The organism is Streptomyces iranensis (assembly GCF_017874715.1).
GTDB classification, from domain to species: domain Bacteria; phylum Actinomycetota; class Actinomycetes; order Streptomycetales; family Streptomycetaceae; genus Streptomyces; species Streptomyces iranensis.
In genome coordinates this window covers 1-15,449 of sequence record NZ_JAGGLR010000054.1, presented here as the reverse complement: position 1 = coordinate 15,449, position 15,449 = coordinate 1, and the positions used below count along the sequence as shown (strand labels likewise).

The window sequence follows — 15,449 nt, the reverse complement described above, 5'->3', positions numbered from 1 at the left end:
ATTCGACGCACCATCCTGATTCACCGCCGAACCCCGCACCACAGCAAGCACCTCATGCCCGAGCCGTTCCGCATCCGACTGCCGCTCCAACAACAGCCACCCCACACCCTCGCCCCAGCCAGTGCCGTCCGCAGCACCGGAGAACGACTTGCACCGCCCATCCGCCGCGAGCCCTCGCTGCCGACTGAACTCGACGAACAGCTCGGGGGTGGCCATGATCGTGGCACCGCCGGCGAGCGCGAGCGAACATTCCCCCTGCCGCAGCGACTGAGCGGCCAGGTGCAGGGCCACCAGCGACGAGGAACAGGCCGTGTCCACCGTCATGGCCGGCCCCTGGAGCCCGAAGGTGTACGAGATGCGGCCCGAGGCGACGCTCGGTGCGCTGTTCACGGCGAGCCGGCCTTCGAGGTTCGCCGGGGCGGCGGCGGAGATCCCGTAGTCGCGCAGCATGATTCCGGCGAAGACACCGGTGTCGCTGTCCCGGAGGTCGGCCGGGTCGATACCGGCGCGTTCGAACGCCTCCCACGCGGTTTCGAGCAGCAGGCGCTGTTGGGGGTCGGTGGCGAGGGCTTCGTTGGGGCTGATGCCGAAGAAACCGGCGTCGAAGTCGCCCGCGTCGTGCAGGAAGTTGCCCGCCCGCGCGTACGTGTGCCCGGCCCGATCCGGGTCCGGGTCGTACAGTTCGGCGAGGTTCCAGCCCCGGTCGGCCGGGAACGCGGAGGTCGCCTCCCCACCACCGGCAACGAGGTCCCACAGCTCTTCCGGGGTGGTCACGCCTCCGGGGAAGCGGCACGCCATGGCCACGATGGCAATCGGTTCATCGCTCTGCGACCGCACGCCCGAGGTGGGGGCGGCGGCCGCGCCGGCGAGTTCCGCGTCCAGGAAGGCGGCGAGCGCCCGTACGGTCGGGTGGTCGAACACGAGCGTCGCCGGTAGCCGGACGCCGGTGGCCGCGCTGAGCCGGTTGCGGAGCTGGACGGCGAGCAGCGAGTCGAAGCCGAGGTCGCTGAGGGGCCGCCGGGTGTCGAGGCCGGCCACCGAGGGATGGCCGAGGATCGCGGCCGTGTGGTCGCCGACCAGGTCGAGCAACCGGCGCCGCCGCTCTTCCGGGGCGAGCCCGGCGTATTCGCCGGGGGCCGGGGTGACGTCCTCGCTGACCCGCCGACGGACGCCCCGGACCAGCCCCCGGAAGACCGCCGGAAGTGTGCCCGCGGCCGCCCGGGCCCGCAGCGCCGGCAGGTGAAGCCGGGCGGGCACGGTGACGGTGGCCTCGGCCGAGACGGCGGCGTCGAACATCGCCAGGGCCGGCCCGGTGTCGAGAGCGGCGATGCCGGAGTCGGCGAGCCGGGCCAGAGCGTCCGTGTCCAGGTGACCGGTCATGCCGCTGCCCTGCGCCCACAGTCCCCAGGCGAGCGAGGTCGCGGGCAGCCCGGCGGCCGCACGCTGCTGGGCGAGTGCGTCGAGGAAGGCGTTGGCGGCGGCGTAGTTGGCCTGACCCGCCGTGCCGAGGGTGCCGGCGAGAGAGGAGAACAAGACGAAGTGGCGCAGGCCCGGGGCCAGTTCCCGGGTGAGTTCGTGCAGGTGCCAGGCGGCGTCGGCCTTGGGGCGCAGCGTCGTGGCGAGGGCCACCGGGTCGAGCGTGGCGACGGTGTGGTCGTCGAGGACTCCGGCCGTGTGGATGACGGCGGTGAGGGAGGGCAGGGCGGTCAGCAGTTCGGTGATGGCGGCGCGGTCCGACACATCGCAGGCGGCGAGCGTGACCCGGGCGCCCAGCTCGGTCAGCTCGTCGGCCAGGGCGCGGGCTCCGTCGGCGTCCGGGCCGCGGCGGCTCGTGAGGACCAGGTGCCGCAGGCCGTGCCGGGAGACCAGGTGCCGGGCCACGGCCGCGCCGAGCACGCCGGTGCCGCCGGAGATGAGGACGGTGCCGTCGAGATCCCAGGCCGGCGTGGGGGTCGCGGGCGGGGGGGCGGTGAGGCGGGGCGCGAAGAGCTCCCCGTCGCGTGCCGCGAGTTGCGGTTCGCCGGTGGCCAGGGCGGCGGCGAGCAGTTCGGGCCCGGGTTGCTCCCCGTGGGGCAGGTCGAGCAGCAGGAAGCTGTCGGGGTGTTCGGTCTGGGCCGAGCGGAGCAGTCCGAGTGCGGCGGCGGCGGCCGGGTCGGGCGTCTCGCCGGGGCCCGCGGCCACCGCGTTGCCGGTCACGACCAGCAAGCGCGACTCGGATGCCTGGGCGATCCGCTCGCGCACCAGGGTGAGGGCCTGGGCAGTGCTTTCGTACGTACGGGCCAGAAGCTCCCCCGAGCCCCCAGCGGCCAGCACGGCGACCGTGACAGCGGAGAGGTCTGCTTGGGGGGCCGGGCCGACGGGGATCCAGTCGAGCCGGTAAATCGGGGCGGTGGCCGCGTTTCCGGGCCGGGAGGGGCGCAACGCCACCGAGGCGGCCTCCAGAACCGGCGCACCGCTGAAGTCGTAGGCGGCGATGGCGGTTCCGGTGTCACCCGTTGTCAGGCGTACCCGCAGGGCGGTCGCACCGGTGGCGTGCAGGTGCACCCCGGTCCAGGAGAAGGGCACGGAGACGGCTCCGCTGTCCAGGACGAGCGGGTGCAGGGTCGCGTCGAGCAGGGCGGGGTGGAGGCCGAAGCCGTCGGTGGCCTCGGATTCGGGCAGGCGCACTTCCGCGTATGTGTGGGAGCCGTCGCGCCAGAGGGCTTGCAGCCCCTGGAAGACAGGTCCGTAGCCGAATCCGTCGTCCGCGAGCCGGGCGTAGGCGTCGCCGAGCTCGACCCGGGTGGCCGTACGCGGAGGCCACTGGTCCGTCATGGGCGGCGGTTCGGCGGCTCCGGTCGCGAGGACCCCCGTGGCGTGCCGCTGCCAGGGCGGTTCGTCGCCGGTGCCGGGGCGGGAGTGCACCGAGACCGTCCGCCGGCCGGCCCCGTCCACGGCTCCGACGGAGATCTGCAGCAGGACCGGCCGGTTCTCCGGTACGAGCAGTGGTGCTTCGAGCGTGAGGTCCTCGATGACGTCGCAGGACACGTGACCGGCCGCCGTCAGTACCAGGTCGGCGAAGGCCGCCCCCGGCAGCAGCACGGTGCCGTCGACGCGGTGGTCGGCGAGCCACGGGTGCGTACGCATGCTGATCTCGCCGGTGAACAGCGCGCTCTCGTCCTCGGCGACGACGACCGAGCCCCGCAGCAGCGGATGGTCCACCGGGGTCAGGCCGGCCCCGGTGGTGGTGGCGTCGAGCCAGTAGCGGCGCCGCTGGAACGGGTAGGCCGGGAGCTCCACGTGTGACGGACCGGCGCCGCCGGTCAGGCGCTTCCAGTCGACGGCGAGGCCACCCACGTACGCCTCGGCGGCGGAGGCCAGGAACCGTCGCCGAGTCCCCTGATCGCGGCGCAGCGTTCCGACGACGACCGTCTCGTCCTGGCGGCCCGCTTGCTCAGCGGTCTCGCCCAGGGCGACGGTCAGGACCGGGTGGGGGCTCGCCTCGACGAACACCTGGTGGCCGCGGTCGAGCAGCAACCGTACGGTGTCGGCGAACCGGACGGTCTGCCGCAGGTTGCGGTACCAGTAGCCGCCGTCGAGGGCCATGGTGTCCAGCTCCGAGGCGGTGACCGTGCTGTAGAACGGGATGCGCGCCGGGCGGGGCGAGAGTCCCCGGAGGTCGGCCGCGAGCCGGTCCTCGATCGCTTCCACGTGCGCCGAGTGGGAGGCGTAGTCCACCGGTATGCGCCGGGCCCTGATCCCGTCGGCGGTGCAGGCGTCCACCAGCTTGTCCAGGGCCGCCGGGGGACCGGCGACGACGACCGTACGGGGCCCGTTGACCGCGGCGATCGCCAGCTCGCCGCCGGCGGCCTCGATGCGGGGCCCGGCCTGCTCGGCGCTCAGCGTGAGCGAGACCATGCCGCCGCTGCCGGCGAGGACGGACAGGGCCTTGCTGCGCAGCGTCACGACCCGGGCGGCGTCGTCCAGCGACAGGGCCCCGGCCACACACGCCGCGGCGATCTCGCCCTGGGAGTGGCCGAGGACGGCTACTGGTTCGACGCCCACGGACTGCCACTGTGCGGCCAGCGACACCATGACCGCGAACAGCAGCGGCTGGATCGCGTCGACCCGCTCGGCGCCGTCGGGATCGCGCAGCGCGTCGGTCACCGACCAGTCGACGTACTTCTCGATCGCGGTCGCGCAATCGGCGAAGCGGGCGGCGAAGACCGGGGAGCTGTCGAGCAGATCGAGGGCCATGCCCGGCCATTGCGCACCCTGGCCGGGGAAGACCAGGACCGCACCGCCGCGCGCGATCCGCTCGCCCCGCACCACTTCGAGGTCGGTGACCGTGTGCCTGTCCGACGCGATCGCCTCCAGCCCGGCCCGCAGTTCGCCGGGGCCGGTCCCGAACACGACGGCCCGATGTTCCCACGCCGAGCCGGCCGCGGCCGCCGCAGCGAGCGCGCCCTGGGGGACTCCGGCGAGCAGCGGGATGAACTGCTCGGCCCGCGCCCGCAAGGCCGCCTCGGAGCGCCCGGAGAGAACCAGCGGAACGACGTCGGGGGCGGCGGGCGCCGCGGAAGGCAAGACGGGCGTGGGATGCGCTTCGAGGATGACGTGGGCGTTGGTGCCGCTGATGCCGAAGGAGGAGACGGCGGCCCGGCGCGTACGGCCGGTCTCCGGCCAGGGCCGGGCCTCGTCGAGCAGGGACACCGCGCCCGCGGACCAGTCGATCCGCGACGAGGGGACGCCCGCGTGCAGCGTCCGGGGCAGCACGCCGTGCCGCATCGCCATGATCATCTTGATCAAGCCGCCGACGCCCGCCGCCGCCTGGGTGTGCCCGATGTTCGACTTCAGCGAGCCCAGCCACAGTGGCCGGTCCGCCGGCCGGTCCCGGCCGTACGTCGCCATCAGGGCCTGCACCTCGATGGGGTCGCCGAGCCGGGTGCCGGTGCCGTGCCCCTCGACGACGTCCACCTCGGCCGGGGTCAGTCCCGCGTTGGCCAGGGCCTGCCGGATGACCCGTTCCTGCGACGGCCCGTTCGGCGCGGTGAGCCCGTTGCTGGCGCCGTCCTGGTTGGTCGCGCTGCCGCGGACCACGGCCAGGACGGGGTGCCTGTGGCGCCGCGCGTCGGAGAGCCGTTCCAGCAGCAGCACGCCCACGCCCTCGGCCCAGCCGGTGCCGTCGGCGTCCTCGGCGTACGCGCGGCACCGGCCGTCCGGTGAGAGTCCGCGCTGGCGGCTGAACTCGACGAAGGTGTTCGGGGTCGCCATCACGGTGACGCCCCCGGCCAGCGCGAGCGAGCACTCCCCGCCCCGCAGCGCCTGGGCGGCGAGGTGCAGGGCGACCAGGGACGACGAGCACGCGGTGTCCACCGTGACCGCCGGGCCCTCGAGGCCGAGCGTGTACGCGACGCGGCCGGAGGCGACGCTGCCGGTGTTCCCGGTGAGCAGATGGCCCTCGAACCCGTCGGGCGCGACCGGCAGCCGGGCGGCGTAGTCGTGGTACATCATCCCCGCGAACACGCCGGTGCGGCTGCCGCGCAGGCTGAGCGGGTCGATCCCGGCGCGTTCCACCGCTTCCCAGGCGGCCTCCAGCAGCAGCCGCTGCTGCGGGTCGACGGCGGGCGCCTCGCGGGGGCTGATGCCGAAGAACTCGGGGTCGAAGTCGCCGGCGGTGTGCAGGAAGCCGCCCTCGCGGGTCGTCGACTTGCCGCTCCGCTCCGGGTCGGGGTCGTACAGGTCGTCGACGTCCCAGCCCCGGTCACCGGGGAAGGGGCCGATCGCGTCCACGCCGTCGGCGACCAGCCGCCACAGGTCCTCGGGGCCGCGTACGCCACCGGGATAGCCGCACGCCATGCCGATGACCGCGATCGGCTCGCCGGTGACCGCCGTCTGCGCGACCGCCGTGGTGGCCGTACGGGCGCCGGAGATCTCGGCGGACAGGTGATCCGCGAGCCCGCCGGGCGTCGGGTGGTCGAAGGTCACCGTCGGCGCGATCCGCATGCCGGTCGCCGCATGGAGCTGGTTGCGCAGCTCGACACCGGTCAGCGAATCGAAGCCGAGCTCCCGGAACGTCCGCTCGGGGTCGATCGTGGCCGCACTACCGTGTCCCAGCACGGCGGCGGAGGTTTCCAGCACCAGCCGCAACACGTCACGTTCGCCCGGCGAGGACGCTGGACTCACCGACGGAACGCGCGACGAACGGAGCTCGGCGGGTGCGGAGGGGGCGTCGGAGAGGTCAAGGGTGACGGGGATGAGGACGGGGTCCGCGGCGCCCGAAAGAGCGGCGTCGAACAGGTCCAGGCCGGTACGGACCGGCAGCGGCGTCACCCCGGCGCGCCGCCACCGGGCGAGGTCGGCCGGTCCGAGTCCCCCGGCCATGCCGGCGTCCAGGTCCCACAGGCCCCAGGCGAGCGAGGTGGCCGACAGCCCGGCAGCGCGGCGTTCAACGGCGAGCGCGTCGAGGCAGCGGTTGGCCGCGGCGTAGGCGCCCTGACCGGCGGTGCCGATGTGACCGGCGATCGAGGAGAACGTCACGAAGGCGGCGAGCCCGGCCCCGGCGGTGGCCTCGTGCAGATTGCGGGCGGCGTCGTACTTCGCCCGCAGCACAGCGTCGATCCCGGCCGGGCTCAGTGTGTCCACGGGCGCGTCGGCGAGCACGCCCGCCGCGTGCACGACCGCGGTCAGGCGCGAGACGGTCGCGAGTAGCCGGTCCAGGTCGGCGCGGTCGGCGGCGTCGGCGGCCACGATCCGCACCTCGGCGCCGAGATCCCGCAGGTCCGCGTCCAGCTGCGCCGCGCCGTCGGCGGCGGGTCCGCTCCGGCTGATCAAGAGCAGGTTGCGGACACCGTGAGCGCTCGCCAGATGCCGGGCGAAGATGCCACCGAGCACGCCGGTGCCGCCGGTGATCAGGACGGTGCCGTCCGGGTCGAACGCCGGGCGGGGTGCTGCGTCCGTACGCTCGAGGGAGCGCTGGATGCGCGGCGCGTATGCCTGCCCACCTCGCAGCACCAGTCGCGGCTCGCCGGAGGCGAGGGCGGCGCCGAGCAGCGGCTGCGAGGCGTCGTCGAGGTCGAGCAGCACGAACCGGTCCGGGTGCTCCGTCTGCGCGCTGCGGATCAGCCCCCACAGCGCCGCGCCGGCCGGGTCGGGGCCGGCCGGATCACCCTCGGCGGGTACGGCCCCCCGGGTGACGAACGCCAGCCGCCCCGCCGAATGCGGGTCGGCGAGCCACTCCTGGGTCTGCGACAGCGCGCGGGCCAGCACCTCCCGTGGTGTGCCGGGCTCGACGGTCACCACCGTGTCGGTGACGTCGGCCGGGTCCACGAGCGGTACCGGTACGAGGGCGGGCCGGTAGAGATGCCGGGTGGCGGCCGTCGCGGCGATCCGCCCGGCCGGGACAGGCCGGAACACGAGCGACGCGACGGAGACGACTGGCCGGTCGGCCGGGTCGGTGGCCAGCAGCGCGTACGTGTCCGGGCCGGTACGGGTCGCCCGGACCCGCAGCCGCGTGGCTCCGGTGGCATGCAGCCGCACGCCGGAGAACGAGAACGGCAGCCGCAGCTCGCCGTCCGGCCCGGCGGTGGCGAGCACGAGCGGGTGGAGCACCGCGTCGAACAGCGCGGGATGGATGCCGAACCGGCCCCGGTCGTCGCCGCTCAGCTGCTCGGGCAGCCCGACCTCGGCGAGCACGTCGTCGCCGGAGCGACCGAGGCGTTCCAGGCCCTGGAAGGCCGGTCCGTACCGGTAGCCGAGCGTATCCAGCCGCGAGTAGGGCGCGTCCGCCGGGCTCAGGACCGCGTCGGGCCACGGCCCAGGGGTGGGTGCGGTCGGCGTGGCGGGTCCGGCGAGCCCGGTGGCGTGCCGGGTCCAGCCGTCGTCGTCCTCCTGCTCGCCGGCGGAGTACACCGTCAGCTCGCGATGCCCGGACGGTGTGGGGTTGCCGATCGCGACCTGCACGCGTACGCCGGCACCGGCGGTAAGGATCAGCGGCGCCCGCAGGGTGAGTTCGGCGACCTCGCCGCAGCCGACCTCCGCGGCGGCGCGCAGGGCCAGCTCGGCGAATGCGGTCGCGGGCAGCAGGACGCGTCCGGCGATCACGTGGTCGGCCAGCCAGGGATGCGTACGCAGCGACAGCCGCCCGGTGAAGAGCGTCCCGTTGCCGTCGGCCAGGCGGACGGTCGCGCCCAGCATCGGGTGGCCGACCATGCCCTGCCCGAAACCGGTGGCGTCCCCGGGCCGCGCGGGCTGGTCGAGCCAGTAACGCTCGCGCTGGAAGGCGTACGTGGGCAGCGGCACCGGACGGGCGCCGGGGAGAACGGCCTGCCAGTCGACGGCGACGCCGTGACAGTGGGCACCGGCCACCGCGTTCAGGACGGTCTCGGGCTCGAAGCGGCCCGTACGCATCATGGGAAGGACCGCGACGGCACGGGAGTCGTCGCCCAGGCAGTCGCGCACCATCGCGGACAGCGGCGCGTCCGGGCCGAGTTCCAGGTAGCTGGTGACGCCGGCGTCCGCGAGCTGCCGGACGCCGTCGAAGAACCGGACCGGTTCGCGCACCTGCCGCACCCAGTAGCCGGGGTCGGTCAGTTCCCCGGCCGCGGCGATCCGGCCGGTGCGCCCGGAGACAATCGGTATCCGGGGTTCGGCGAAGGCGAGGGTGCTCACGACCTCGTCGAAACCGGCCAGGATCGGGTCCATGTGCGGCGAGTGGAAGGCGTGGCCGGTTCGCAGCCGCGAGGTCTTACGTCCCTGGTCGCGCCAGTACGAGGCGATCCGCTCGACCACATCGTCGTCTCCGGAGACGACGACCGAAGTGGGCCCGTTGACGGCGGCCAGCGAGATCCCCGCCTGGCCGTCCATCTGCCGGGCCAGCTCGGCCTCGCCGGCCTGCACCGCCATCATCGCTCCGCCCTCGGGGGCGGCCTGCATGAACCGGCCCCGGGCGGCCACCAGCGTGCAGGCGTCCGGCAGGGACAGCACGCCCGCCACATGCGCGGCGGCCACCTCGCCGATCGAGTGGCCGAGCAGGTAATCCGGGGTCACGCCCCACGATGCGAGCAGCCGGAACAGTGCGACCTCGATCGCGAACAACGCGGGCTGGGCGCATTCCGTGCGGTCCAGCGACTCGCCGTCGGCCGGCAGGAGACCCGGCTCGAAGGCGGCACACACCTCGTCGAACGCCGCGGCGTACGCGGGGAACACGTCGTACAACTCGCGGCCCATGCCCGCTCGCTGGCTGCCCTGGCCGGTGAACAGGAACGCCACCGCGCCGTCGGCCGCCGTGGCCCGCAGCAGGCCGGGGCCGGGCTCCCCGGCCGCCAGCCGCTCCAGGCCGGGAAGCAGCCCGCTCGGGTCCGCCACCACCGCGGCCCGGTGTGGGAAGGACGTTCGGCCGGTGGCGAGCGACAGGGCGACGTCGGCCGGGTCGATCTCTCGGGTCCGCAGGTACTCGCGCAGGCGGGCGGCCTGAGCGGCCACCGCCGACGGCGAAGAGGCCGACAGCAGCCAGGGCACAGGGCCGGCGGCGGGTTCCCGGACCGGCTCCGCCGCGGCGGGTACGTGTTCCAGCACGGCGTGGGCGTTGGTGCCGCTGATGCCGAACGAGGAGACGGCGGCCCGGTGCGGCCGGCCGGTCTCCGGCCAGGGGGTCGCGCCGGTGAGCAGGGCGATCGCGCCGGACGACCAGTCGACCTCGGGGGTGGGCTCGTCGGCGTGCAGGGTGCGCGGCAGCAGCCCGCGGCGCAGGGCGAGAACCATCTTGATCACGCCGACCACGCCCGCGGCGGCCTGGGTGTGCCCGATGTTGGACTTGACCGAACCCAGCAGCAGGGGATTGTCCGCCGTACGGTCCCGGCCGTACGTGGCCAGCAGGGCCCCGGCCTCGATGGGGTCGCCGAGCCGGGTGCCGGTGCCGTGCGCCTCGACCGCGTCCACGTCGCCGTGGGCCAGCCCCGCGTCGGCCAGCGCCTGCCGGATGACCCGCTGCTGGGCGCGCCCGTTCGGGGCGGTGAGGCCGTTGCTGGCGCCGTCGGAGTTGATGGCCGTACCACGGACGACGGCGAGCACTTCGTGGCCCCGCGTCCGGGCGTCGGAGAGCCGTTCGAGCACGAGCATGCCGGCGCCCTCGGACCATCCGGTGCCGTCGGCCGAGCTGCCGAAGGCCTTGCAGCGGCCGTCTGGGGACAGGCCGCGCTGCTGAGCGAACTCGATGAACATGCCGGGGCCGGCCATGACCGCGGCCCCGCCGGTCAGGGCCAGCGAACTCTCCCCCTGCCGCAGCGACCGGACCGCCAGGTGCAGGGCGACCAACGAGGACGAGCAGGCCGTGTCCACGGTGACCGCCGGGCCCTCGAGACCGAGCAGGTAGGCGATCCGGCCGGAGGCGACGCTCACCGTCGTACCGGTCAGGGCGTGTCCGGAGGAGTCGCCCGGGTCGGCGAGCCGGGGGCCGTACTCCGGCGCGGTGACGCCCACGAAGACCCCGGTACGGCTGCCGCGCAGGGTGGCCGGGTCGATGGCGCCGTGTTCCAGTGCCTCCCAGGCGGTCTCCAGCAGCAGCCGCTGCTGGGGATCCATCGCGGTCGCCTCGCGCGGCGAGATCCCGAAGAAAGCCGCGTCGAAGCCGGCCGCGTCGAGGAAACCCCCGGATTTCGTGTACGTGTGCCCCGGCCGGCCCGGCTCGGGATCGTACAGGGCGTCGAGGTCCCAGCCCCGGTCGGCGGGAAAGCCGGAGATCGCGTCCGTACCGGCCGACAGCAGGTCCCACAGCGCGTCAGGCGAGTCGGCCCCGCCGGGCAGGCGGCAGCTCATCCCGACGACGGCGATCGGCTCGCCGGGATGCGCCCGGACCGGCGTCTCGTCCTCGGGTACGGCGTCCCCGGCGAGTTCGGCGCGGAGGTGGTCCGCCAGGGCGCGGGGCGAGCTGTGGCTGAACAGGACGGTGCTGGCCAGCGGTAACCCGGTCGCGGCCGCCAGCTCGTCGCGCAGCTCCACGCTCATCAGCGAGTTGAAGCCCAGGTCGCGGAAGCTGCGGTCGGGGTCGATGCCGGCCGGGTCGCCGGCGTCGATCACGAGCGCCGTACGGCCTAGGACCAGGGACAACACGTCCTGCGGGCCGCTCGTGCGCGGGGCCGGGGTTTCCTCTGCGCGAACGGCTTCGCCCAGCCAGTAGCGCCTGCGGCGGAACGGGTAGCCGGGCAGGACGATCCGGTTTCCCGTACGCCCGGTGACGGCCGGCCAGTCGACCGGGACGCCCCGGACGTACAGACCGGCCAGCGCGGAGGTGAAGGTGCGCTCCTCGCCGCGGTCGGCGCGCAGGACCGGCGTACGGAAGGCGTCCGCGGCCGAGCTCCCGGCCAGGCACTCCGCGGCGGCCGCGGTGAGTACGCCGTCCGGCCCCAGCTCGACGAAGCTCGTGGCGCCGAGCCCGGCGAGCTCCCGCATCACGTCGAGGAACCGCACCGGCTGCCGGACGTGCTCCACCCAGTAGTCCGCCGTGCTGAGCAGCTCGGGCCCGGCGAGCGTGCCGGTCAGATCGGAGACGAACGGGATCCGCGGGGCGCGGAACTCCAGCCGCTCCACGACCTCGCGGAACGCGCCCAGCATCGGCTGCATCCGGGCCGAGTGGAACGCGTGGCCGACCCGTAACCGGCGGGTCCGGTGGCCGCGCTCGGCGAGTTCGGCGGCCACCGCGAGGACGGCGTCCTCGTCGCCGGAGAGGACAGTGGCCCGTGGCCCGTTGACGGCGGCCACCGAGACCGAGTCATTCAGCAGCGGTAACACGTCCGCCTCGACCGCCTCGACGGCGACCATCGCGCCGCCCTCCGGGAGCTGCTGCATCAGCCGGCCGCGAGCGGCTACGAGCGTGCAGGCGTCGGCCAGGGAGAGCACTCCGGACAGGTGGGCGGCCGTGACCGCGCCGATCGAGTGGCCGGCGAGCGCGCCCGGCCGTACACCGGCCTGCTCGGCCAGGCGGAACAGGGCGACTTGCAGGGCGAACAACGAAGCCTGGGTGTAGGCGGTCCGGTCGAGTTCAGCGGCGTCGGGGGTGCCGGCGTTGGCGAACATGACCTGCCGCAACGGCCGGTCCAGCCGGGTGCCGAACTCGGCGCAGACGGTGTCGAGGGCCTCGGCGAAGACGGGGAACGACGCGTAGAGTTCGCGGCCCGCGGCGGGACGCTGGCTGCCCTGGCCGGAGAAGAGGAACGCGACCTGGCCGTCGGCGCCAGTGTGCCCCTCGGTCAGTCCGGGCACCCGCCGTCCGGCCGCGAGCGCGTCGAGCCCTTCGCGTAACGCCTCGGGCCCGGGGGCGCGGACGACGGCGCGATGCTCGAACGCCGACCGGGTGGTGGCCAGCGAGAAGGCCAGGTCGGCCGGGTCGGCTCCGGCGTCGAGGACGTCCAGCAGGCGCCGGGCCTGGGCCCGCAGGGCGTCCGCCGTTCGGGCCGAGAGCGGGTGGTAGGTCGTGTGCGGGGGTGTCGCGGGGTGGACTGCCGCCGGGGGCGGTTCCACGAGGACGACGTGGCAGTTGGTGCCGCCCATACCGAACGAGCTGACCCCGGCGACGAGCGACCCGTCCGTACACGGCCACTCGCTCAGCTCGGTGTTGACCCGCAGGCCCAGCTCGCCGAGGGGGATACGCGGGTTGGGGGTCTCGAACCCGAGGCTCGGGGGCAGCCGCCGATGCCGGATCGCCAGAACCGCCTTCAGCAGGCCGGTGATCCCCGCGGCGGCCTCCAGGTGGCCGACGTTGGTCTTGACCGAGCCCACGGCGAGGGGGTCGCCGGGCCGGCCCAGTTCGGCGCCGAGGGCGGCCGCCTCGACCACGTCGCCGACCGGGGTTCCGGTGCCGTGCAGCTCGACGTAGCCGACCCGGCCCGGGTCGAGGCCGGACCGCTCGTAGGCGAGCCGCAGCACCTCCCGCTGGGCGGCTTCGAGCGGGCTGGTCAGCGCGTCGCCGCCGCCGTCGTTGTTCACCGCCGTGCCGCTGATCAGGGCGTACACGTGGTCTCCGGCGGCGACGGCGTCCGCGAGTCGCTTGAGGACCACGACGCCGCCGCCCTCGCCGCGCACGAAGCCGTTGGCGGCGGCGTCGAAGGTGCGGCAGCGGCCGTCCGGCGACAACGCGCCGAACCGGGCCGCCGCCAGCGAGCTGTCCGGGTCGAGGATCAGGTTGACGCCCCCGGCGAGGGCGACGTCGGACTCCCCCGAGCGCAGGCTCTCCGCGGCCAGGTGCACGGCCACCAGCGACGACGACTGCCCGGTGTCGACGGTCAGGCTCGGGCCCCGCGATCCGAGCAGGTAGGAGATCCGGTTGGCCAGCAGGCTGCGCTGCAGGCCGGTGAACGAGTGCCCGCCGAGCGCGTCGGCACCCCGGCGGCGGGCGAGCGCGGCGTAGTCGTCGTGCATCGCGGCCAGGAAGACGCCCGTCCGGGTCCCGGCCAGCGTCCGGGGCACGATGCCGGCGTGCTCGACGGCCTCCCAGCCCAGTTCGAGGGCCAGGCGTTGCTGCGGGTCCATCGCGGTGGCCTCGCGCGGGGAGATCCCGAAGAACTCCGGGTCGAAGCCGCCGGCCTCGTCGAGAAACGAACCCCACTGGACGCCGGGAGCGTCGTCGCCCCCGGTGGCCTCCCGGCGCTGCGGAGGTACCGCGGAGATCGTGCAGCGTCCCTCGGCCAGCAGACCCCACAGGGCGGCGGGATCGTCCGTATCCGGCAGGCGGCAGGACAGGCCGACAATCGCAATCGGAGGGGGGGATTCGTGGACGCCACGCGTCTCTTCGATCATCGTTTCACCTGGCTTTTCACTCTCGGTACAGCGGTCACCAAATCCGTCGGGGAATGGTCGGGGGCAGGGGATTCGGCGACAAGATCACTCGGTCGCAGCGTTCACGTCGGCATCGAGAGGATCACTGGAACAGGTGAGTCAACTTAGCCACCGATCTTGTTAGTTGTCGAGTGGTGCTCGGAGTGAGGCATCCCTCAAAGGCGATCTGGAACGCGTTGAGTGGGGCCTTCCAGCGCATGGTCCAGCGCTGCCTGACCGCGGTAATTGCTGGTGCCGCACCGCCGGCGCGGCTGAGATGGCCATGACAGAGCGGCCTGGCTCCGAGCGCCAGGAGGCGACGGGCCGATGACCTGGTGACCTGCTTGAATGCCCGGGTAACCCCTGACATCCACTTTCTCCGCGTCTTCTGCAACCGAACGGCAACCACGGCAGTGTCCTGGGCGTAGTGCGCGACGGCCGCGCCTTCCCCGACGAGGAATCCAGACAGGCCCTGGCCCGGGAACTGGGGCTTATCGAAACGGAATTCATTGATGATGCCCACCGGGGCATCGTGGATCTCCATACGCCAGGAGTGCGGCTCCCGTTTGCGGGGTACCCGCTCGTCGGCGTGGCCTGGCTCCTCGGTCTGGAGAGGTTGGAGCTTCCTGTGGGGAGCATCCCTGTCCGCCGTGCCGACGGCTTCACGTGGCTCAGTGCGCCAACCGGTTGGGGCGGGCTGTTGCCGTCACCCAGGGCAGCGGGTCGCAGATCATGGCAGCCCCCGGCACGACTACTTCGCCAGCTACACCTGGCAGAGGCTAGGCGGCGACCATCGGCTCCTGGGCGATACGCGTGCCGTCATCAGGGTGAGTCCTAAGTCCTCGACGTCGAACCGCGAGTCGGCGATGTGGCGCAGGTGCGCACTCAGCGCGGCGTCGAGCGCTTGCCACTGGTCCTGACGGTTAGTGAAGGCCTCGCCCGCCGACAGGCCTCGGTCATTTGAACCGAACAGAGCGCGCAGGTCGGACACCGCTTCCCCCTCCAGAACGTGGCCCCGGTCAGCAACTTAGCCGCCCGGCTGAGACCCGTAAACGGGCCGTTGGCCTGCCAGGCGGCGTCGACCCCCTCGACTAGGACTTGTCCGTCGATCATGTACGGAGCCAGGCGACCAGGGCTGATGCGGTTGCGGTGCCGAGGAAGACGTAGCCGCGCTTGATGCCCTAGGCAGTTTCGTTTGGATCAGCCGGTCGTTGGTCCGGGTGTGCCGTTAACAGATGCGCAGTGGGCGCGGATCGAACCGTTGCTTCCGGACCGGACGCCGAAGCGGGGTGAACGCTGGCGTGATCACCGGGAGGTGATCGATGCGATCGCCTTCAAGTTCCAGACCGGAACGCAGTGGGTCCACCTGCCGGAGAAGTACGGGGACTGGCGCAATGCAGGGCTCAAACCGCGTCACGTCCGGCAATGCTGAGGACGGCCGAGGATAGCGGTGGTTTGTTAAGGCGGGAGTGGGAGGTGGTGGCTGAGTGGTCGGCCGGTACTGACTGCGTTGATCAGGTTTTGTAACTGTGGTGGTGGGGGCGTGCTGGACCAGGCTTTCCACCGGTGTTGCAGCATGAGGGTGGGGGTCAGCCAGTTGCGGACGGTGCGTAGGGCCTGGGGCCAGCGTGCCGGGTGGTGCGATCGGGTGCCCCCTCTCT

Annotated in this window: 4 protein-coding genes and 1 pseudogene; 1 reads left to right on the top strand and 4 read right to left on the bottom strand. The window is 73.5% G+C overall.

Translation table 11 applies throughout. From position 1 onward, the window contains the following. From J2Z30_RS50685 to J2Z30_RS48855, 3 genes are all read right to left on the bottom strand, one after another. A partial coding sequence (locus tag J2Z30_RS50685) for a type I polyketide synthase (RefSeq protein WP_281062863.1) occupies nt 1-13,770 on the bottom strand: 13,770 nt, incomplete at its 3' end. A 121-nt stretch (nt 13,771-13,891) separates the two neighbouring features. Further along, nucleotides 13,892-14,332 (bottom strand): hypothetical protein, encoded by a 441-nt coding sequence (locus J2Z30_RS52070; protein ID WP_044566415.1) that lies wholly within the window; start codon nt 14,330-14,332, stop codon nt 13,892-13,894. 219 nt (nt 14,333-14,551) lie between these two features. Beyond that, nucleotides 14,552-14,779 carry a hypothetical protein gene (locus tag J2Z30_RS48855; RefSeq protein WP_044566417.1) on the bottom strand — a complete coding sequence of 76 codons (228 nt, stop codon included), beginning with the start codon at nt 14,777-14,779 and terminating at the stop codon, nt 14,552-14,554. Between the two features lie 204 nt (nt 14,780-14,983). Between J2Z30_RS48855 and J2Z30_RS48850 the strand changes: the two genes are divergently transcribed. Beyond that, on the top strand, nt 14,984-15,220 hold the full coding sequence (locus tag J2Z30_RS48850; RefSeq protein ID WP_107073215.1) for a transposase: 237 nt from the start codon (nt 14,984-14,986) through the stop codon (nt 15,218-15,220). Between the two features lie 63 nt (nt 15,221-15,283). On the opposite strand, the pseudogene J2Z30_RS52235 reads toward J2Z30_RS48850, so the two are convergent. After that, nucleotides 15,284-15,449, bottom strand: a pseudogene (locus J2Z30_RS52235) (IS701 family transposase); the annotation flags it as partial.